This is a genomic window from Actinopolymorpha sp. B17G11 (assembly GCF_040196095.1).
In the GTDB taxonomy this organism is placed as follows: Bacteria; Actinomycetota; Actinomycetes; order Propionibacteriales; family Actinopolymorphaceae; genus Thermasporomyces.
The window spans coordinates 403,366-424,503 of record NZ_JBEFTW010000001.1 but is presented as its reverse complement, the minus strand read 5'-3'; the positions used below and the strand labels follow the sequence as shown (position 1 = coordinate 424,503).

General features: G+C 68.7%; 16 protein-coding genes. 7 read left to right on the top strand and 9 right to left on the bottom strand.

The window, feature by feature from the left end; all coding sequences use genetic code 11:
- The first annotated feature begins 33 nt into the window (after window positions 1-33).
- Both ABN028_RS01840 and ABN028_RS01835 read left to right on the top strand, forming a co-directional pair.
- Window positions 34-1,140, top strand: coding sequence for a glycoside hydrolase family 172 protein (locus ABN028_RS01840; protein ID WP_349695372.1), 1,107 nt, complete (start codon window positions 34-36; stop codon window positions 1,138-1,140).
- On the top strand, window positions 1,137-2,123 hold the full coding sequence (locus ABN028_RS01835) for a carbon-nitrogen hydrolase family protein (protein ID WP_349695371.1): 987 nt from the start codon (window positions 1,137-1,139) through the stop codon (window positions 2,121-2,123). Before ABN028_RS01840 ends, ABN028_RS01835 begins: the two co-directional genes overlap by 4 nt.
- A 13-nt stretch (window positions 2,124-2,136) precedes the next feature.
- Here ABN028_RS01835 and ABN028_RS01830 read toward each other — a convergent pair whose 3' ends face one another.
- Window positions 2,137-3,072 (bottom strand): tyrosine-type recombinase/integrase, encoded by a 936-nt coding sequence (locus ABN028_RS01830; RefSeq protein ID WP_349695370.1) that lies wholly within the window; start codon window positions 3,070-3,072, stop codon window positions 2,137-2,139.
- Between the two features lie 203 nt (window positions 3,073-3,275).
- On the opposite strand from ABN028_RS01830, the gene ABN028_RS01825 reads away from it, so the two are divergent.
- Window positions 3,276-4,481 carry an MFS transporter gene (locus ABN028_RS01825; RefSeq protein WP_349695369.1) on the top strand — a complete coding sequence of 402 codons (1,206 nt, stop codon included), beginning with the start codon at window positions 3,276-3,278 and terminating at the stop codon, window positions 4,479-4,481.
- Window positions 4,482-4,515: 34 nt separating this feature from the next.
- Here the strand turns inward: ABN028_RS01825 and ABN028_RS01820 are convergent, their stop codons facing one another.
- The gene (locus tag ABN028_RS01820; RefSeq protein WP_349695468.1) at window positions 4,516-5,937 is read right to left on the bottom strand and encodes a N,N-dimethylformamidase beta subunit family domain-containing protein; all 1,422 of its coding nucleotides are present in this window, start codon (window positions 5,935-5,937) and stop codon (window positions 4,516-4,518) included.
- Window positions 5,938-6,117: 180 nt separating this feature from the next.
- Complete coding sequence (locus tag ABN028_RS01815; protein ID WP_349695368.1) at window positions 6,118-8,103, bottom strand: ABC transporter substrate-binding protein; 1,986 nt, start codon at window positions 8,101-8,103, stop codon at window positions 6,118-6,120.
- A 282-nt stretch (window positions 8,104-8,385) separates the two neighbouring features.
- On the opposite strand from ABN028_RS01815, the gene ABN028_RS01810 reads away from it, so the two are divergent.
- Together ABN028_RS01810 and ABN028_RS01805 are read left to right on the top strand one after the other, a co-directional pair.
- The gene (locus tag ABN028_RS01810) at window positions 8,386-11,151 is read left to right on the top strand and encodes a helix-turn-helix transcriptional regulator (RefSeq protein WP_349695367.1); all 2,766 of its coding nucleotides are present in this window, start codon (window positions 8,386-8,388) and stop codon (window positions 11,149-11,151) included.
- 248 nt (window positions 11,152-11,399) lie between these two features.
- Window positions 11,400-11,933 carry a SemiSWEET family sugar transporter gene (locus ABN028_RS01805; RefSeq protein ID WP_349695366.1) on the top strand — a complete coding sequence of 178 codons (534 nt, stop codon included), beginning with the start codon at window positions 11,400-11,402 and terminating at the stop codon, window positions 11,931-11,933.
- Between the two features lie 38 nt (window positions 11,934-11,971).
- On the opposite strand, the gene ABN028_RS01800 is transcribed toward ABN028_RS01805, so the two are convergent.
- From ABN028_RS01800 to ABN028_RS01785, 4 genes are read right to left on the bottom strand one after another with little or no spacing between them, the layout of a single operon-like run.
- The gene (locus ABN028_RS01800; RefSeq protein WP_349328897.1) at window positions 11,972-12,964 is read right to left on the bottom strand and encodes a GNAT family N-acetyltransferase; all 993 of its coding nucleotides are present in this window, start codon (window positions 12,962-12,964) and stop codon (window positions 11,972-11,974) included.
- A gap of 35 nt (window positions 12,965-12,999) precedes the next feature.
- Window positions 13,000-14,259 carry an erythromycin esterase family protein gene (locus ABN028_RS01795; RefSeq protein WP_349695365.1) on the bottom strand — a complete coding sequence of 420 codons (1,260 nt, stop codon included), beginning with the start codon at window positions 14,257-14,259 and terminating at the stop codon, window positions 13,000-13,002.
- A gap of 1 nt (window position 14,260) precedes the next feature.
- Complete coding sequence (locus ABN028_RS01790; RefSeq protein WP_349695364.1) at window positions 14,261-15,013, bottom strand: hypothetical protein; 753 nt, start codon at window positions 15,011-15,013, stop codon at window positions 14,261-14,263.
- A complete protein-coding gene (locus ABN028_RS01785; protein WP_349695363.1) occupies window positions 15,010-15,723 on the bottom strand; it encodes an ABC transporter ATP-binding protein in 714 nt (237 codons plus the stop codon). The genes ABN028_RS01790 and ABN028_RS01785 overlap by 4 nt, the downstream gene beginning before the upstream one ends.
- Before the next feature lie 161 nt (window positions 15,724-15,884).
- On the opposite strand from ABN028_RS01785, the gene ABN028_RS01780 reads away from it, so the two are divergent.
- The gene (locus tag ABN028_RS01780) at window positions 15,885-17,039 is read left to right on the top strand and encodes a sensor histidine kinase (protein ID WP_349695362.1); all 1,155 of its coding nucleotides are present in this window, start codon (window positions 15,885-15,887) and stop codon (window positions 17,037-17,039) included.
- On the top strand, window positions 17,036-17,683 hold the full coding sequence (locus ABN028_RS01775) for a response regulator (RefSeq protein WP_349695361.1): 648 nt from the start codon (window positions 17,036-17,038) through the stop codon (window positions 17,681-17,683). The genes ABN028_RS01780 and ABN028_RS01775 overlap by 4 nt, the downstream gene beginning before the upstream one ends.
- A gap of 80 nt (window positions 17,684-17,763) precedes the next feature.
- Here the strand turns inward: ABN028_RS01775 and ABN028_RS01770 are convergent, their stop codons facing one another.
- Both ABN028_RS01770 and ABN028_RS01765 read right to left on the bottom strand, forming a co-directional pair.
- Window positions 17,764-18,555 (bottom strand): HAD family hydrolase, encoded by a 792-nt coding sequence (locus ABN028_RS01770; RefSeq protein ID WP_349695360.1) that lies wholly within the window; start codon window positions 18,553-18,555, stop codon window positions 17,764-17,766.
- A 32-nt stretch (window positions 18,556-18,587) separates the two neighbouring features.
- Window positions 18,588-21,014 carry a glycoside hydrolase family 65 protein gene (locus ABN028_RS01765; protein WP_349695359.1) on the bottom strand — a complete coding sequence of 809 codons (2,427 nt, stop codon included), beginning with the start codon at window positions 21,012-21,014 and terminating at the stop codon, window positions 18,588-18,590.
- Window positions 21,015-21,138 lie beyond the last annotated feature (124 nt).

Here is a 21,138-nt window from a genome sequence, read left to right as displayed (position 1 = left end):
AAGTCTCGGCCACGAAGGGACATGGAACCGTCCATGCTGTACGAACTGAAGGATCTGCGGAGCCGGGCGGCGACGGCGGAGAACCGGACCGCCGCTCCGGGCGCCGGCGGCCAGGCGGGCGGCGGGCGGAAGGGGTCACCCTGCCTGTCCCCGCTGGCGCGGGGAGCGACGGCGACCCTGCTCGACCACACCGGGCCGGGCGTCGTCCGCCACATCTGGTGCACGATCCCACCCGGCAACGTCGACCACCTGCGCAACACCATCCTGCGGATGTACTGGGACGGGCAGGCCCACCCCAGTGTCGAGGTGCCGCTCGGCGACTTCTTCGGGGTGGCACACGGCCGGCAGGTCGAAATGGGTTCGACCCTGCTGTCCATGCAGGGCGGCAAGGGCTTCAACTGCTGGATCCCGATGCCGTTCCGCGAGCACGCGCGCATCACGGTGGAGAACGAGTCCGGCTCCGACGTCCCGATGTTCTTCTACCAGGTCGACTTCACCGTCGGCGACGACCTGGACGAGACCGCGGGGGCGTTCCACGCGCAGTTCAGGCGGAGCAACCCGTGCCCGCTGCACCAGGACTTCGTGATCCTCGACGGCGTGGAGGGGCGCGGCGTCTACCTCGGCACGGTTCTCGGCGTCCGCAGCATCTACCGGGACTGCTGGTGGGGCGAGGGCGAGGTGAAGTTCTTCCTCGACGACGACCGCGAGCACCCCACGATCTGCGGCACCGGCGCCGAGGACTACATGGGCTCGGCGTGGGGCCTCGGGAGGGTCTCCACGCCGTACCAAGGTGCACCCCTGGTCGACGGCGACATCGGTCTCTACTCGATCTACCGCCTGCACGTCGCCGACCCGATCCACTTCCGGCAGCGCCTCGCGGTGACGATCCAACAGATCGGGTACGGAGACTACGAGAAGGCAAGGGAACACTTCGGGGACGACTTCACCGGCTACCGGGCGGCGGGGGCCCTGGACGGTGACCCGCGCGGCATGTTCGACCTCTCCGACGACTACTGCAGCGTGGCGTACTGGTACCAGTCCCTTCCCTCCCGGCCGTTCCCGACCCTGCCCGACCGGGCGGCACGACTGGCGGACCTCGCACCGGCGGGCGCCGACGCGCCGGCACGGTCCGACGCATGAGCGCCGGGCGCCGGTCGACGGCGGGCGACCTTCCGCGCAAGGTGGTCGTCGGGACGACCGTCTTCGGAGCGGCGGCCCCCTATCCCGGCCTCGCCGGCCGGGCGGAGGAGCTTGCGGCGCTGGTGGACGAGATGGCCGCCCGCGCGGTTGAGGCGTGGCCGGAACGCGGCCTCGACCTCGCCGTCCTCCCGGAGGCCGTCCTCACACCGAACGCCGACCAGGCGTCGGACCGGTCCGTCCGGCTCGATGATCCCGCCGTCGACCGGTTCCGCGGCCTCGCCCGTCGGCACCAGACCTATCTCCTGCTCCCGCTGGACTTGGCCGAGGACGGCCCGGCCGGTCCGTCGTACGCCAATGCCGCCGTGCTCCTCGACCGGCGCGGCGAGGTCGCGGGGATCTACCGGAAGGCGCATCCAGTCAGTGTCGTCGGCTGTCCCGACGACGAGGGCGGCGTGACACCTGGCGCCGACTTCCCGGTCTTCGCGTGCGACTTCGGGGCACTGGGCGTCCAGATCTGCTGGGACGTGGTCTACGACGACGGCTGGGCCGCACTCGGCGCCGCAGGGGCGGAGATCGTCGCGTTCCCCAGCGCCTCACCCGCCACGGTCCGCACGGCCGCGCACGCGGCTCGGCACCGGTACTTCGTGGTGTCGAGCACCCCACGCGACAACGCCACGGTGTACGAACCGACCGGTCTCGTCGCCGCCCGGATCCACGACCACGGCACCGTGCTGGTCCACCGGCTCGACCTCAGCCACGCCGTCCTCGGCTGGTCGCCCGCCCTGCGGGAGGGCAACGCACTCCGGGAGAGGTTCGGCGACCGGGTGGGGTTCCACTACGACGAGCGCGAGGACATCGGCCTGTTCTGGTCCGAGGACGACACCACGACCGTCGAGTCGATGGTCGCCACGATCGGCGCGGAACAGATCGACGCACAGATCGCCCGCAATCTCCGCCTGCGGGCCGCGCCTCCTGAGGTGTAGAGGCGGGTAGCGCTCAGTGCCCGGCAAGGAGCAGGCCGATGGCGTGCTCCCGACCCGCGGCGTCGGGTGGGGTGTAGCGACGCGTCGTGTCGAGCCGCTTGTGGCCCATCAACTCGGCGACGGCGACGAGCGAGGCGCCGCCGCGGAGCAGCCGGGCCCCGAACGTGTGCCGGAGGACGTGTGGCGTGACCGGTGGCGCGTCGGCGTCCCCGGCGATGCCCGCTTCGCGGCCGAGGCGTAGGACCAGGTCGTCGACGGATCGGGAGGTCAACCGACCGCCGCGGCGGTTGAGGAAGAACGCCTGGAGGTGGTCGGCACCTCGCCACGTACGCCGTTCGCGGATCCATCCCCGCAGCACTTCGACCGGCTCGGCCCGCAGCGGGACCTCGCGAAGGCTGCTACCAGCGGAACCGCGCACGACGAGGCGGGACTTCTGCCGGCCGACCACCACGTCGGGAAGGTCGAGCGAGACGAGTTCGGCCACGCGTACGCCGGTGTAGAAGAGGGCGTACGCGATGGCCCGGTCGCGCACGGACTGCCGCTCGGCAACGGCGTCGAGGAACCTGCGCTGCTGGTCCTCGTCCAGGATGCGTGGTGCGGGATCCGGCAGCTCCTCCCGCACGACCTCCGCCGGGCCGAGCCCCAGGTGGCTGTAGAAGTGGTCCACCGCTGTCAACATCGCATTGACAGTGGAGGGGCGAGCGCGGCGTTCGCCCGTCACCCAGGCGCGGTACTCCCGCACGGCGCGGTCGCGGGCCTGCCGGTCGGCCAAGGGGTCGCCGCCGCCGAGATCGGAACCACCGACGTCGCCGCCGGACAGCCAGGACAGGTAGCCCGCGACCCGGGACCGGTAGGCCCGGCGGGACTGGTCGGCGAGACCGGTGGCCGTGAGGTGCGCGTCGTAGGACTCGAGAGCGGCGTGCGCCTGGTCCGCGCTGATCAGCGCCACCTGCGATCGACCACCTCTCGCCCTCGAGCTCCGCTGGCGATTCTAGCCTCCCGGAGGCTTCCGATATCAGAAGTCAGCAGGTAGGTTACTTCCGATATTCCGCAGTATCGGCCGAGCAGCGTCGGCCAAACAGTGTCGGCCAAGCAAGGCAAGTGGCGAGCCGACACAAGGGCCACGACAGAACGGCTACCGGGAGGCATGGGATGGGATCGACGCGGGGGCTCGGGAAGCAGTTCGGCCGGCTGTGGTCCGCGTCGACGCTGTCGCAGTTCGGAGGTGGGATCCACGGTGCGGCCCTCCCACTTCTGGCGGCCTCACTCACCTCGAGCCCCGCCATGGTCGCGGCCGCGGCGGCGGCCGTGGAGCTGCCCTGGTTGGTATTCGGCCTGCCTGCCGGCGCCATCGTCGACCGCGTCGACTCCCGGCGCCTCGCGGCCTGGGCCGGCGTCGCGAACGCCCTGCTGGTGGCGATCCTTGCCGCCATGGTCGCTCTGGACCGGGCCAGCCTGCCGCTCCTGTTGTCGATCGCCTTCGCCTGCGGCACGTGCGGGACGCTGGGCAGCACCGCCGTGACGACGATGACGCCGAAGCTCGTCGGACACCAGCAGCTGGACCGGGCCAACTCCCGACTTGTCACGGCGGGCTCCGCCGGGTCGGAGCTGATCGGACCGCCGCTCGGCGGCTACCTGTTCGGGCTGGTCGCGGCGATCCCGTTCGCGGTCAACGCCGGCACCGCGGCGCTTGCGGCGGCCCTCGTCTTCTCCCTGCCGAGCGTGTTCCGCGACGCCACCGTGGAGTCCGTCGGCGCTCGCCCGCGACGGCTCTGGCGCGACATCACCGACGGCGCACGCTGGCTGGCACGCCACCGGAGGCTGCGAGCCGTCACGGTCCTCAGCGTCGTCTTCCTACTCACCGACAGCGCGTGGTTCGCCCTGATGGTCTTGTACATACGAGACATCCTGCACCTGCCCGCGAGCGCGTACGGAGTCCTTCTCGGCATCGGCGCCATCGGCGGACTGGCCGGCGGATTCAGCGCGGCGCGGATCTCCCGCACCGTCGGCTCGACCGGTGTGTTGCTCGCCAGCCTGCTCCTGTCGGCCGCGGCCGCGCAGGCCGTCCTCGGGCTCACCTCGCACACCATCCTCACCGTGCTGATGCTCTCCGTGAGCAGCTTCGCGTTCGGCGTCTGGAACGTCGTCACGACCACGCTGCGACAGAAACTGAGCCCCTCCGACCTCCTCGGCCGGGTCACCAGCGCGAACCAGACGGCCATCCTCAGCGCCTCGCCACTCGGCGCTCTTCTTGGTGGCCTCGCCGCGAACGCGCTGGGACTCCGCGCGCCCTTCCTGCTCGGCGTACCGCTCCTCGTTCTCGGCGCGGCCTACGGCTACGTCGCCCTGCGCCGGTGAGGCGTTCAGCCCGGGACCACGATGACCGGGCCCCTCAGCGCGGAATCTCGGCCTGGATCATCCGGTCGAGGACGTTCCTGGTGATCCGCCGGACCCGGTCGTCACCGTCGCCGAAGTCGAGGTACGGCGGATTCATGGCCGCCGGAGGGGCCGAGAGCAGCTTGCACCACCAGCACGTCGCGGCGTTGAACACGTAGTTGCCCTTCGCCGCGGTGTAGAGAGTCGCGGCATAACGGCGATCGCTCGGCTCCCCGACGTCGCTCGTCACCTGGCCCTCGGCGAGGACCACAATCGAGTCGTGTCCCGTGGCGACCGGATGACCGTGGTACTCCCATCCCACGAGGTGGGGAATGCTGTCGCCGTGCTTCATCCCCGTGCCGTCGAACACCCAGTGGTCCGGGGCGACACAGGTCCAGTCGGCCAGCCCGACACCGCGCGACGTCGACCCCATCAGCTCGGCCTCGTCGAATCCGCGGTCGACCAACGTCATTCCACGAGGGGAACGGCCATCGGCACCGGGAAGCATCTCGATCCGACCTGAGACCGAGTTACCGGACAGGAACGCAAGACCGACACCGGCGTCCCTCGCCGCGGTGACGTTGCCGAACATCTCCCGCGTCCAGTACTCGTCGTGTCCCACCGAGAGGAACGCCTTGCTCCGCAGCAGTCCCGCGCCGTCCTCGTGGGTGTCGAGGTTGGAGACGTAGGTGAGGTCGTAGCCTTCCTTCTCCAGCCAGTACGCCAGTGGGAACTCCGTCATCAGGAACTCCCCCGACCCGTTGGTCAACGGTTCGAAACCGGCCGGGATGCCGTTCCAGTACACCGCGTACGGCCGAAAGAAGCCGGCGTCATAGGCCTCCTCGCTCCCAGGGTCCCACGGGCTGGTCGGCGTGTCGTACAACGATCGCCACTGCGGCCAACGGTTGTAGGCGGTCCAGGTGAAGTCGGAGACCTGGAACATCACGTCCGCCGGACGGTCGTCACGCACGACGAAGATGATGTACGCCTCGGACTCGGAGTTTCGCCAGGTGCGCAACTTGCCGAGGTAGACACCACTCACCCAGTCGTGCGGAATCTCCAGGCGGACGGTCTCCTCCCACCGGCACTCGACGAGGTGGTTCGGGCCGTCGGCGGGCGTGGGCTGCGGTGTGGCGATGCGGTGCCCGAGGTCGAGCGGGCTCAACCTCCTGACGAGCCGCCCACCCGTGCCGCCGTAGTAACCCATGCGGAAGATGTCGAGCTGGAAACGGTCCTCCAGCTCGGCACTCACGTGGATCGTCAACGTCTGCCCCGGCCGGACGCTGGGGCGCGAGACGTACCCCTGGATTCCGGTCCGGACACGCCAGCCGGCAGCGTACTGTTCGTCGGCGTCGCGGGTGACCTTCGTGAGAATCCAGTCGGTCGTGCCAGGCTTGGCGTTCTCGGCCCGGATGACGTCTGACGGGGTGGCTTCCACAGACAACGCCTACTCCCCGTCGAGATGACTAAGTGCAAGGGGGCGCCGGTGAAGCGAGCGGCTCATCCGCGCCCGGATGGCAAGGCCGAGGAGGAAGGCGCACTGGGTTTGTGCGCCGATCGACGAGAACGCCGCCAGCCGGGATGCGGGGAGCTGCGAGTCAGGCGACTCCCCTTGGACTTAGTCATCTAGGTACCACTGCTCCATGCTGTAGGTCACGATGATGCCGTAGACGTCCCTCTTCACGCCTGTCGCGACGTTCTTGACCCGCTTGGTGAAGAACGTCGGCCAGTCCGCCTGCTCGAACGGGTTCAGCATCCACACGTTGTCGCGAATGCTCTTGATGATGCCGTCGATCGCCGCATCACTCTCCGGCGAGCCCAGCCGCGCCGACGTGAACTCGGTGTGCAGCTCGAACAACTCGCGCACCTCGGCAGGGGGCTCCTCGCCCTCCTCACCCTTGGTGGCGTGCCACAGCTGCCACTGCGGACCCCAGTTGTTGAAGGGGAGGTAGTCGTCCATCCCGGCCGACCGCCAGATCGGATGGTGCACCCAGATGGCCGTGGCCTTGAGCTCGTTGAGCTCCTGCCGCTCACCGAGCACCGTGGCGTCGATCTTGCGGAGCGTGGTGTAGACCCCGACCTCCTTCCAGTACTCGGCCACGAGTTCGGCCAGCGGGATGTGGTTCTCCGACAGGTCCGCCACCTCGAACGGAATGCGGAACCGCTCGCCGTCCGGCCCCAGGCGCCAACCCTCGCTGTCCTTCTGGTCCAACCCCATCTCGTCGAGCAGCCGATTCGCCTCGGCCGGGTTGAACTCTCCGGAGTTGGTCTCCTCCGGAAGCTTGGCGAACTCGCCCAGGTAGAAGTTCTCGATCAGCTCCTCGCGGTTCATGGCAAGGCTCAGCGCACGCCGGAAGCGCACGTCACCGGTGACCTGTCGCCACACCTTGTCGGTGTGGGTGAGGTTCAGGAAGATCGTCGTCGGGATGACGTGCTGGTTGGGGATGAGGATGTTGATGTCGCCGCTGTCGGCCTTGTCGGCGAACAGCTCGAGCTTGCGGAAGGTCGCCCGCTCACCGAGGTAGTCGAACTCGCCGAAGAGGGCGCGCGAGGTCAGAGTTTCCTTGTTCTGTACGACCTGCGAGCGGATGCCGTCCATGTACGGCAGCTGGTTGCCCTCGGCGTCGACCTTGAAGTAGTACGGGTTGCGCTCGTAGTTGAAGGTTCCGCCATTGACCTCCTTGAGCACCCACGGCAGCAGTGTCGGGTGCCCAAGGCCCTGCTCGGTCGTGGCGTTCCACAGCCAGCTGGTCAGCTGCTTGGCGTTGAACAGGTTGAACCATTCGCCCTCGGGGAGTGAGGCGTCCTTCACCAGGGCGGCCAGCTTCGCCTTCGACGCGTACTTCACATGGAACTGTTCGAGATAGTGCCGCGGCTTGATGATGTCGCCGTACCCTCGCCAGCCGAAGATCGCCAGCTGCATGGGGAAGGTGCCGTAGCTCTTGTCGAAGGTGAGGCTGAACGTCCAGTCGTCGATCACCTCGAGCTTCGCCGGCGCGGCGTCCGCGCGCTTACCCGCCTGCAGGTAGTCGGGGAAGATCGGCGTGATGTCCTCGTTGTGGAGCACGTCCTCGAAGGCAAACCGCACGTCGTCCATGGTGACCGGCTCACCGTCGGACCAGCGCAACCCCTGCCGCAGGTGGAAGGTGTAGACCGAGTCGTCGGTGTTGGCCTCCCATTCCTCGACGACGTTCCCGTGGATCCCCGGCTTCTCGTCGAAGTCCAGACCGCTGGGCGCCCAGATCAGCGGCTCGTTGATCCCGATGAAGATGATCGGATCGCCCGCCGGCGACTCCTGGGCCAGCTGGAAGGTCCCGCCGAACTTTCCGGGCCGCATCCGCGTGAACTTGTCGTCCACCAGGATGCCGGGATTCACGACGTACGGCTTCTTCGGCAGCCGCTCCTTCAGCGCGGGCAACTCACCCGACTTCACCTGCTGGGCCAGGATCGGGGACTCGCGGAACTCACCGGGCATCTTCCGGCTCGGCGCGGCGTCCGACGGTGCCCGGTTGGAGCCGTCTCCTGAGCAGGCGGTCGCGACCGCGCCCGTTGACATCAGTGCGAGGCCGAGCAGATTGCGACGAGTGAACGCGTTCTGGAACACGGTGCCTCCTCAGGGCATGAGTCCACCAGTTCGTGCGCGGTACGACACTGCCTGGGGAGCCGCCTGTCAAGGACAGTTCAGCCGGGGACCCCGAGATCCTGCTTCTCCAGTCCAAATCGGCCAACTCGGCCGATACATCACCGGGACAGGAGGCACGCACGGCGCACACATTTTGGGGCGCGTGCAACGCTGGTGGCAGGTGGTACGCCACGCTCCACGATCGGCCTTCGACCCACCTCCGATCCGACTCCGGCCCAGCTTCGATCCGTACGGGGACTACTCATGATCCGAACCCTTCTGCGAGGACGTTCAGCAGAAGTGGGCATTGCTCACCAGGTACTCGCCGACGCCGCCGCAGCGCGACAGTGCACGGTCGTCGTCGTCAGTGGCGAGCCGGGCATGGGCAAGACCGCCCTGCTGGAGTCGATGGTGGCCCAGGCTGAACGCGCCGGATATGTGGTGGGGGCGGGGAAGGCCGAGGAACTGGACCAGATCTCGCCGATGGCCCCCTTGCTGCTCGCGCTGCGGTCCAGCCGCCCGCCGCTGCTCTCGGCGGACGACTTCGCCGCCCTGGGCCCCCTGTTCGACCAGCAGCTGTGGCTGGTGGATCGGCTCGCGGCGACCCTCGAGGACCGATCCCAGGACGCTCCGCTCCTCGTCGCGGTCGACGACGTGCAGTGGGCGGATCCGTTGACGCTCTTCGCCCTGCGGCTCCTTCCGCGCCGCGTGGCCACCTCGCCGATCGTCTGGCTCCTCACGGTTCGTCCGGACAGTCCGGGAGTGAGCGACCTGGCCGCGGCGGTGGGCCGCGACGTGCCCGTACGCCACATCGAGCTCGGACCGCTGTCCCGCGAGGCGATGCTGGCTCTCGCCGAGGACCGGCTCGACCGGCACCCTGGGCCGCGGCTGACGCGCCTGCTCGAGGGAGCCGGCGGCAATCCCTTCCTGGCCGTGGAGCTGGTCGAAGGCCTGGTGAACGAGGCCCTGGTCGATGGCGAGGATCTCGCGCCCGCCGGTCAGAAGGTGCCGACCCGCCTCCGTCACGCGCTGCGGGGACGGATGCACGGATCGCGTACGGGCGCATGGGAGCTGCTCCGTGTGGGCTCGGTCCTTGGCGACACGTTCAACGTCGAGGATGCCGCGGCACTGCTCCGCGAGCCGACCACCACGCTCCTGCCCAAGCTCGAGGATTCGGTACGAGACGGACTCCTGCTCGACGACGGACACCAGGTGGCGTTCCGCCACGACCTGATCCGCGAGGCGGCCTATGAGGATCTGGCGCCGTCGGCACGCCGTGTCCTCCACCGGTCGGCGGCCGAGCACCTGCTGGCGACCGGACGCTCCGCCGTCGAAGCCGCGCACCATCTCATGGTGGGCGCAACGGCGGGAGATCGGCAGGCGGCCGGGGTGCTCAGGCATGCCGCGGCCGACGTCGTGCCGCGGACGCCCACGACCGCCGTCAACCTGATCACCCGTGCGTACAAACTCCTCAATCCGCGGGATCCGCTGAAGCTGGAGGTGGGCCAGGATGTCGTGGACGTCTTCGTCCACGCGCGGCGGGTGCAGGATGCGATCTCCGCCGCTGACGAGCTGCTCCGCTCTGCCCCGGACAACGAGACGGCCGCACGTATCCAGTCCCAACTCGCCCGGCCACTGTGGGATCTCGGCGTCGACGAGGAACTCCTCGCCCGCGTCGACGCGGCTCTTCGCCTCGACGGGGTGTCGGCGCCGGTGCACGCGCTGCTGCTGGCACAGCGCGCCCTCGCACTGGCGCGCGGCGACGATCCGGAGGCTGCCAGGGAAGCCGGCAGCGCCGCCCTCATGGAAGCCGAACAGCTCGGGCACCGCGACGCTCGGGCGACCGCCCTACGCGCACTCGGACATGCCGCGACCACCGATGGACGGTTCGCCGCGGCGCTGGACCACTTTCAGCAGGTTCGGGCGTTACTCGGCGGTCTTCCCCAGGCAGGGGAGCTGGTGGCGCTGGGACACCTCGACCGGTACGAAGAAGCGCGCTGGGGCCTCGCCGACGCGCGTCGCAAGGCCGAGGAGCACGGCGGGGCCTGGGAGGTGCCGGCCTTCGGCTGGTGGCAGGCCGCACTCGACCTCGCGGCCGGGCGGCTGGACGAGGCCGAAGCCGGAGCGCTCACCATCGTGGGACTGGCCGAGGACCTGCAGGAGTACAGCTATCGCGTACAGGCGTACTCCCTGCTCGCCCGCATCGCCCTGCTGCGTGGCGATCTTCGTCAGGCCGACCGCCATCTGCACGAGGTCAGACGGTGGCGGAGGTCGGAGGTCCGGTTGGGCTCGGCGCAGGGCGCACTTGCCGAGGCGCTCTATCTCGACGCCTCGGGAAACCCGGCGGGTGCCGCCCACCTGCTCGCCGCCGCGGCGGACTCGCCGGCGGCACTGACCCGTCACACCTACAGCGGGTATCACGCGGAACTGCCCATCATCGTCCGGATCGCGAGGAACGCCGACGATCCCGATCTTGCCCGGCGGGCCGCTCGGTTGGCCGAGCTGTACGCCGAGCGCAACCCGGGGGTGCCCACCGTCCAAGGCGCCGCGGCGCACGCGTGTGGTCTGGTCGCCGACGACGTGGAGCTCCTCGACCGGGCCGCCACGCTTCTGCGCGACAGCCCGCGTCCCCTGAGTCGCGCCATGGCCGTGGAGGACCACGGCCGGGTCCTGCTCGCGCACGGTCACCGAGACGCTGCGGTCGAGCAACTCGATCTCGCCTGGGACACCTTCGTCGGTCTCGGCGCCACCGGTGAGGCCCGCCGGGTGCAGCGCCGCCTTCAGACCGCGGGCGTACGGCGGCGGCGTTGGCTCACCACGGCGTCACGGCCGCGCTCGGGGTGGCCGGCGCTGACCGAGACCGAACGCCAGGTCGCCCTGCTCATCGCCGAGGGGCGTACGAACCGTGCGGTGGCACAGGCGCTCTTCCTCTCGCCGAACACCGTCGGCACCCACCTGCGTTCGATCTTCGGCAAGCTCCGGGTCAACTCGCGGGTGCAGCTGACCAGGGTGGTCCTGGAACACGCGTAAAGGCTGAATCGCCACAAGGCCGCCGCCTCGCCGCCGTCCCGACGTGAACCACTCACCTGTTCAGGTGAGGTCGCTGCACGTTGCCGGTGCTCCGCTGTGCGTACGCCCTCCTGCATCTGGTGCGAATCTGCGATCTGCCGAAGCGCCTTCGGGCTGAACTCTTGTGAATGCGGCGCGAATGTCCGCACCGACCGAAGGACCTAAGTCACAAGCCCGGGGCCCCCTCCACGACCACGAAGGCAACGCTCATGATCGTTGGTGTCCTGACCGCCGTCGCGACGTCCGTCGGACTGGCTCAGGCGCTCGCCCTCCTCGACCAGACCCGCAAGCTGCGGCGCGCGGGTTCCGCGCGCGAGGTCTCCGTCACCTTCCTGGCGGCATCCCTGACCGGCAGCGTGATCTGGTTGGCATACGGCCTGCTCCGGATCGATCCTGCGCTGTTGATCGTCAACTCCGCGGGGCTCTTCGGGGCGAGTGCGACACTCGTGACCGCACTGCGCTTGCGTCGCCGTCACCCGGCCGCAGGGGTCGAGGCGCGTCCGCAGGCCGGTCTGGCCATGGAACCGGCATCCGCCATGGCATCGGCGGCCGGCAGGGAATCGGCGACCGGCAGGGAACCTGAGCCGCGCCCGCAGCCCGACGGCGTGGCACCGCCAACCCGGCTGGGTCCCACGCGGCGAGTGGGATCCGCGTGCCCTCCCACGCCGGCGGCCCCTCGCGTCGAGCACATCCGGCTCTCACCTGCGGTGGGGCGGCATCGCGATCTGGCCATGCTGAACTGATTCGACGGTCACCGAGCGCCCCGTGATCATGATCGTGATCATGAAGGTTCTTGGGGCGTATACGCCGATCTTCCTTCATGATCATGGAACAGGTAGGGCACCTGGAGCCATCCGCCGACGTCGACGCGGCCGGCGCGCGCGGCGGCTTGCCGGGCGCCGCGATTGTCGGCGTGGATCCTGCCGATCAGGACACGGGTCTCGTCCGGCACGGCACGGGCGAGCAACGTGGCGAGGTGTGCTCCGTAGCCGCGCCCGCGGAACCTCGTGGCGAGGACGAGCTCCTTGACGACGTACGCCGGCATGCCGAGCGTTTCTCCCTCGGTGCTCACCGCGACGTAGCCGGCCCACTCACCCCCGACCGTGACGTCGAACAACGTGCCGGCCGCGAAGTACTCCTCGAGATCGTCGCGGTCCGAGAGCACCGCCTGGTGCGCATGCGCGTGGTGCTCGGAATCCACGTCGTCGTACGCCACCCGGGCCTCGTCGTAGTACGCCAGGGACGAGGCCGGTGCGAGGGCCAGCTCGTCTGGTACCACCTGGCCGGTCCCGACGCGGAGGTCCCGCACCGGCGCGGCGACAGACCGCCGGTCCCGCGCGGTTCCCGGGAAGTAGTCGACCGGCTCGGCACTCCACAGCCGCAGATAGCGCGGTCGCAGCGGCGCGAAGGGCTGCGCGCATGCCCGGGCCAACGCCGGCAGGTCATCGGCCCTGAACGGTCGACTCGTCACCGTCGCGTCCACGAACGGCCTGGTCGGGTCTCCGCCCTCGTACCTCATGCTCGCCATCGCGAAGAGATCCTCGCCAGCGCCCACCCACCGGTTGAGGAGTGTCTCGGCAGGTTGACCGGGCGCGAACCGCAGCGTCCTCGACGCCGCGAGCTCCAGGTCCGTTGCCAGGGCCACGTCGTCGAACCGCTGCGCGGTCAGCAGCTCCATCCGCACGCCGTCATCGACCCACAAGCGGGTCAACGGGTGTTGGGCGGTCAGGAAGTAGCCGGCCAACTCCCGTGCCGTCGGCACGCGTGGACGCATAGGCCGAACGTTAACCCGATCAGGGGCCGAGGCGGTCACAGCGGTGTGACCGGGCCGGCGTGTGGCACGTACACCAGGGCGTCGTACGCATGGGCGGGCACCATCGTCACTGTGTAAGCCCAGCTCAGATGCCGATAGATCGGCCGGAAGCTGTCGCCGACGCTCCCCATCCGGGTCTTGGAGCCAAGCAGCTCACTGTTGCCGGCCCGTGACGAGGCCCGCGCCACGTCGACATATCCCCACCGCTCGTCGCCGAACAGCTTCGCCAGCGGCGTGTCATGGCTCACCGTGAACCGCCGACGTTCGCCGGAACCCTCGTCCCTGCTGACGAACGTGCTCGTGCCGAACTCGGTGCCGATGGAGAAGTAGTCCTCACCGTACGCGCGGGCCAGCCGCTCCCCCATCGACGCGAACCGGAACGCCGCGCCGGTCTTGTCGATGTGGCCGTTGTGGCCGGCGACGACGACCTTCCTCCGTCCGTGAGCGTTCTCGAGGTCGGTGATCCAGCTGACGTTCTCGGCCATCCAGGCGTCCCGCTTGCGCGCGTAGTCGTTTCCTGACGTCTGCAACTCGGCCCCACGCCAGATCGTCTCGGCGTGGTGCACGGCGAGCGCGAAGGACTCCGGTGAGCTTGCGTTCACATACGCCTGCCGGTTCGCCCTCATCCGGACGACGAGCCGCTCGGCCGCGTCCGCGGCGGCGGCGACTTTCTCCTTGTCCTGTTCGGATCTGGTGGCGTCGGAGAGGTCGGCCAGTGACTCCGCTACCGAACGGACCTGATCGGGGTCCACGGTCGCGAGATAACGCAGGAGGCGGGCCTTGTTGTGGTCATAGCGCTGCATGTCGAAGCCGTAGAGGCGCACCTTGTCACCGGCAGCCACACTCGCGTTGTGATCATGGATCCACGCGAGCAGGTCCGCGGTCTCGCGCGTCCGGTAGATGTCGAAGCCGAGGGCCTCGGCCGCGGCCACGGCACTGCCCCGGCCCGTCAGAACGTAGTCGTTGGCGACGGCCGTACCGCCGAAGTCAGCCTCCAGGGTGACGGTACGGAAGCCGTGGTCCCGCACCAGCCTGGCGATGATCACCTTGCGTATCCGCACGAACTCCCGGTTGCCGTGCGTCGCCTCACCGATGCCCACGACCCGGTTGTCGGCGGCGCTGTCGAGCGATGCCTGCTCGAGCGGGACCACCGCCTCTGAGGTCACCCGGGACATGTCCACGCCGCAACCTGTCGTGATCAGGGCCAGACCCACAACAACCCCGCCGAGAATCGTGCGGACGAACGACGTTCGCACGTCAGCTCACCTCCCTGCGAACGGTGCGTACGACACCGATGGCCGTCGGAACGGCGATCCAGCAGAGCATCGACGTCGCCAGGCGGGCGGCATCATCACCAGTCATGTCGCCGGACATCAGGGAGGCGGCATTGGTGTTCAGGTCAAGCCATCCGGCCAGGGCTTCGCCGGCGGCGCCGAGCCTGCTGACGACGGACCACACGACCGTGGTCGACAGGCAGATCACGATCGCGGCAGGTGCGTTCAGGAGCAGCATGCCCAGGGCGAGCCCCATCGCGACCACGAGCACGTTCGACGCGGTCCAGGCAAGCAGGGCGCCCGGCGCGACTTCCCAGGTCGCGCTAACGTCCTGAACCCTCCCGATGACGGCCGTCACGGGTACGGCGACCAGCATCGCGAACGCCGAGGCGGCGACGGCCAGGATCAACGGTGGCAGGCATTTCGCTGCCAGGACCCGCGCACGTCGAGGTTCGAGCGCGAACGTGGTCAGGGTGGTGCGGTGGCTCCATTCGTTCGTCACGGTGAGGATTCCGAGGACGGGGAGCAGGGTGCCGAACCCGATCCCGGCCGTGCCGACCAGGGTGTGCCAGTGCGGGCCGGTGACGAGGCCGCGCCCGACGATGGCTCCGAGGGACACGAGGATCAGGATCCCCGTCACGACCATGCCGGCGCGGGTGTCGAAGAGTTTGCGGGTCTCGACCGACAGCAGGCGAGGGAACGGGATCGGTCTTCCTTTCGGGTGGGCGCGGTTCATGCGGCACTCCGATCGGCGTTCGCGGTGAGTTCGAGAAAGGTGTCTTCGAGGCTCCGGCCCCGACTGAGTTCGTCGACGGCGCCCTGCGCGAGGACCCGGCCGCGGCCGATCATCACGATCCGGTCGGCGACCTGCTCCACCTCGTGCAGCAGGTGCGAGCTGAGCAGCACCGAGCACCCGGAGTCGGCGAGGTGCCGGAGCAACCCGCGCATCCACTGGATTCCCTGCGGGTCAAGGCCGTTGGCCGGCTCGTCCAGTACGAGCACCTTGGGGTGGCCGAGGAGGGCGTGGCCGATGCCCAGGCGCTGTCGCATTCCGAGCGAGTAGCCACCGACCCGTCGGCCGGCCTCTCGGCTGGTCAGCCCCACCAGGTCGACGATCTCGTCGACCCGCGACCTCGGCAGGTCGAGCAGCATCGCCCCCAGGGTCAGGACCTCCCGCCCGGTGCGGCCCGGATGCTGGGCGCTCGCGTCGAGCAGTGTGCCGACCTGGGCCCCCGGGCAGTCCAGGTCGGCGTACGCCCTGCCGAGCACCGTGGCCGAGCCCGACGTCGGGCGGGAGAGGCCGACCAGGATGCGCATGGCCGTGGACTTTCCGGCACCGTTGGGGCCGAGAAACCCCGTGATGCTTCCTGGTTCGACGGAGAAGGACACGTCGTCGAGCGCCTTCACCTCGGTGTAGATCTTGCTGATTCGCCTGAGTTCGATCACAGACCCAAGTCCACCTGCTGCCAGGCCGCCGAGCATCGAACCCAGGGCGAGAACTCCGAGACGCGGGGACAGGTCCGCCGCCCGCGATCGAGACCTGCGGCCACCCCGATATCGACCCAGGTCGCTAAGAGATCGTCTCGATGAGACCTAGGCTGAGGGCCGTGGACGACCGGACGGAGAACCAGCCGGCCCCGGACAAGCAGGGCGTCGCGCTGCGCTACCTGTGCGCCGGCCTGCCGATGCTCTTCTTCGGCGCCGTCCTCGTCCACGTCGTGTCCGAGGACCATGCCCGGCTCTGGTCGGCGCTGGCTGACGTCGGGCTCAGCCTCGTCGGTCTGGTCCTGATGCGGTGGCGGCGCCGCTGGCCGTGGCAGACCGCCCTGGCGACCGCCCTGCTGACCGCGTTCTCCACCACGGCGACCGGCCCCGCCTACGTCGCGTACGTATCCCTGTGTACGCATCGCCGCTGGCGCCAGTTCGTCCCCGTTGCGGTCGTGAGCTGGCTCTGCCTGGCGACACAGGCCAGCTGGGGTGGCTTCACCCAGGCCACGGTCGTCTCCCTCGTGACCGGGACCACCGTTCTCGGTGGGCTGACCGTCTTCGGGCTGTACCTACGAGGGCGCCGCGACCTGGCCGCGTCCGAGCGGGCAGCGGCGCTGGCGGCCGAACGCGAACAACAGCAGCAGATCGAGCGTGCCAGGTTGGCCGAGCGCGCCAGGATCGCGCAGGAGATGCACGACGTCCTGGCCCACCGGATCTCGCTGCTGTCGATGCTCGCGGGTGGGCTGGCGTACCGGACGGACCTCTCGGCGGAGGAGACCCGTGCTGCCGCGCTGGCGATCCAGGAGAACGCGCACCAGTCCCTGAACGAACTCCGCGGTGTGCTCGGCACCCTCCGCTCCGACGGCGGCCTCGAAGCTCCGCAGCCCACCCTCGCCCAGGTGGACGCGTTGTTCGACGAGGTACGCGCTGCCGGCCAGCAGGTCGAGGTCGACGACACCATCACCGACCGGGACCTGTTGCCGACACACACCGGTCGCCATGCGTACCGGATCGTGCAGGAGGCTCTGACCAACGCCCGCAAGCACGCGCCGGGCAGTCGGGTGCGGGCCGAACTCGGCGGCCGGCCGGGCGAGGGACTGTGCATCCGGGTGAGCAACCCGACCACGTTCGGGACGCCCGCGGGTCCCGGAGGGAGACTGGGTCTGGTCGGCCTGGCCGAACGAACCCGGATGGCCGGCGGCACACTCGACCACGCCCTCGCCGACGGACGCTTCGTCCTCGACGCCCGACTCCCATGGGAGGCCGCGCGATGACCCGGTTGGTGATCGTGGACGACGACCCGATGGTACGAACCGGGCTGCGCCTCATCCTCGGTGGCGAGGCCGACCTGGAGATCGTCGGCGAGGCGGAGGACGGCCGGAAGGCCATGGACGCGATCGGTGATCTCCGGCCGGACGTCGTGTTGATGGACATCCGGATGCCCCACCAGGACGGGCTCACCACCACCGAACTGCTGCTGGCGCAGCCGGAACCGCCGCGGATCCTCGTCCTCACGACGTTCGACGCCGACGACATGGTGCTCAGGGCTCTGCGGCTCGGCGCCGACGGTTTCCTGTTGAAGGACACGCCACCGCCGAAGATGATCGAGGCGATCCGTACCGTGGCGAAGGGCGAGCCGGTCCTGTCGCCGAGCGTCACCCACCAGGTGATCGCGGCGGCCACCGGTCGGCACGAACCGCGTCGCCCGGAGGCGGAGCGTGAGCTGGCCACCCTCACCGAGCGCGAACGGGAAATCGCCATCGAGGTGGCCCGAGGGACGTCCAACGCCGAGATCGCCGACCGGCTCTACGTGAGCGTCGCGACCGTGAAGGCGAACATCACCCGGATCTTCGCCAAGCTGGGCACGGACAACCGGGTCCATGTCGCGATGAAGGTACGCGACGCCGGTCTCCTCTGACCGAACGCGGCGCGGGCGCGGTCACAGACATGAGTCGTCTGCGACAATCCACCGCACCCGGACTCCGAGGACACGAATCCCTAACTGCCACGCACTTCCAGGCGCCCCTGGGTCAGTGCGGTGACATCGACCTCGTCGAGTGAGGTCACCACGAGGTCGGCGTGGGCCTTTTCCAGCAGTGCGGCATCGTCGGCGCGGGCGATCCCGACCGCGGCCATCCCGCCGGCCTTCGCGGCCTCGACCCCCGCCGCGGCATCCTCCATCACCACCGCGTTCTCCGGTGCCACGCCGAGTTCGTGGGCCGCGGCGAGGAACATCTCCGGGTGCGGCTTGCCGTGCGTGAAGTCACGACCCGACACGTTGGCGTCGAAGTAGTCCAGCAGGGTGAGGCCAGGGTGGACCGACGGCGAGGAGATGCCCTGCTCAGCAGCGAAGGTGTCCAGCCGGATCTGCCTGAGGAAAAGGTTGGCGTTCTTCGAAGAAGAGGCGGCCACGGTTCCGATGCCCGCGTCCTTCACCGCGATGATGTAACGCAGAGCGTCCGGGTAGGCGTGGAAGTCGCCGGCGTCGATGAGCCGGATCAGCGTGTCCTGCTTGCGTTGTGCGTACTCCTCGACGCGTTTTCCCTCCTCGTCCGGCACGTGGAAGTAGGTGAGTGCCGCGTGCGCACCGGCCATGCGGGGCTTGCCCGACAACTCCTGCTGGTAGACCTGGGAGGTGAACGCGTCCGGCGACCAGGTGGTCTGGTCGCGGATGTCGCGCCACTCCGAGTCCATCAGCTCGCGCAGCGACTCACGCCACGACTTCTCATGCGGCGAGTCGACAAGAACGCCGTCGACGTCGAAGATTCCGCCCTCGAAGCGTTTCGCCATGTCTGCTTCCCCCTTTGGTCCTGCTGCGGTCCTCAGACGTCGTGCACGAGATCGTTGTCGGTGGAGAGCACGAACGTGCGCTGGTCCCCGGGACAGAGCTCGTGGATCACGTCACCGACGCCGACCCTGATCGGCCTGCTCACGCCCTCGGAATGGACCGACAGCGTGAGGTGACCCTCGGCGAACTCCACCCTGAGCGGGGTCCCCCGGAACTGCATCGAGAACCGCAACCGTTCCAGCTGCCGAGGAAGCCGTGGAGCGAAGTACAGGACGCCGTTGCGGATCTGGGTCCCCGCGTACCCCCGCTGGACGAGGTCGAGCGTGCCGGACATGACACCCATGTGGATGCCCTCCTGAGTCGTACCACCCTGGACATCGCAGACGTCACTTTCCAGCGCCACCCGGAACCGCTCCCACGAACTCACCGGGTCGTACTCGGCCAGGACACCCGCGTGCGTGACATAACTGAGCGTGGAACCGTGCGACGTGCGCTGGTCGTAGTAGACGATGTTCCGGTGCGCGGTCTCCTCGGCGTACGGATATCCGAGTCGGTCGAAGATCGCCTTCAACTCCTCAGCGGAGAAGAGGAAGAACAGCATCACCGTGTCAGCCTGCTTCGCGACCTTGTAGCGGTTCGGGTCATCACCCTCGGCACGCAGGATCCGGTCCATCCGTTGGATGTTGGTGTACTTCGCGCGATAGGCGTCCCAGTCGAGTTCCTCCAGGTGCTCATATCCTTCGAACTGGCTGATGATCCCGTCATCGTGGAACGGAACGAACATCCGCCGACTCATGTCCTCCCACCTGCTGAGCTCCTCGTCACGAAGCCCGAGGCGTCCACGGAGCGCGTCGACCCGACTCGCGGGAAGGAGAGAGAGCACCTCCTGGGCCAGTCGGCACAGCCACGCCACCATCACGTTGGTGTAGGCGTTGTTGCGCAGACCTCCTTCGTGGGCACCGGGATACTTCTCGTGGAACTCGTCAGGGCCCATCACGCCGTGGATCTCATAGCGTCCACGTTCGGGGTTGAACTGCGCCATCGAAGCCCAGAACCGCGCGATCTCCAGCATCATCTCCGCGCCGTAGTCGCCGAGGAACGCCCGATCGCCCGTGGCCAGGAAGTAGTGCCAGATGTTGTAGAAGATCGCGGCGTTGACGTGGCGTTGGTTGTGGCTGAGGTCTGGTTCCCATCGTCCCGACAGCGGATTGAGGTGGATTCGCTGGGTCTCCTCCTTGCCGTCGCTCCCGCTCTGCCACGGATACATCGCGCCGCGCAGACCGGACTCACGCGCGGCGGCCTGCGCCTCGCCCAGGCGCCGGTAGCGGTACATCAGCAGTGACCGGGTGACCTCGGGCATCCGGTAGTTCAGGAACGGATAGACATACAGCTCGTCCCAGAACACATGTCCGCGGTACGCCTCGCCGTTGAGCCCACGGGCCGGCACGCCGGTGTCCAGGTCGGCGGTGTGATGGGAGCAGACCTGGAAGACATGCCCGATGTGCAGCCGCAGCAGGAACTGCACCCGATCGTCGCCCGGCACGTCGAGGTCGCAGGCACACCACAGCTCGGTCACCGCCGAGGTGTGGCGTTCCAACGCCTCGCCGAAGTCCTTGTAGCGCCGGGCCGAGGTTCCCGCGCGTTCGAGCGTGTCACTGGTCGCGGGGTCGCGGGAGTTGAAGAAGGTCACCATCTTCTCGAGCCGCGTCGGCGAACCCTGGTGGACATCGAAGCCCAGCACCTGCTGGATGTAGTCCTCCATCTGGTAAAGGCTCCGCTCGACGCTGATCGGCTCGCCGCTGTCGTCGAAGACCCGTGTCCGCGCGCCCTCACTGACGTACAGGTTCGACTGGCGCGTCTGGACCTTCAGCGCGATCACCTCAGGCCCGAACGTACGTGGCGACACGGGGTCGAGGTGGCGGCCCTCGAGTTGTTGGTAGCGGGCCACACCATGGTTGGTCACGCGTCCGTCGAGGGCCGAGACGACCTCGACCCGCCCGGACCAGTTCTCCGGCGTGAGCGTCCACTCGATGCCCGCGTGGTGAACGTCGGCCATGCTGACGAACCGCCGGCTGCGCAGGGTCGTCACCCGGCCGTCATGGTCGCGGAACCGCAACTCACGGACGACCATGGTGTGGCGAATGTCGAGTTCGTGCCGATAGTTGATCAGCTCGACGTCGGCCAGCCTGATGGCCTCGCCGCCCTCGATGCGCAGCTTGAGCACCAGCCAGTTGGGCAGATTCACCAGGTCCTCGTTGAGAACCGGCAACCCACCCATGATTGTCGTTTCGCGGTTGTAACCACCATGGGCGTACGTAGCGGGGTAGTGCACGCCGTCGGCGTCCTCCCACTCGGCGGCACCGCGCGTACACAGGTAGCCGTTGCCGGTGGAGGTCAACGCCTCCCGCAAACCTTCTCCGGGAGGATCGAATCCGTCGTAGGTCAGCGAAAAGCCCTTCACCAAAGCCCCCTCGCGCCGATACTGCACTCGGCCCTGCCGCGGATTTCCGCAACCTGAGAATGAGGCGAAAAGTTCTGGAATCCCCGCAGTGTGACCGTTCCGGCGCCGTCGAATTCAGGCTACC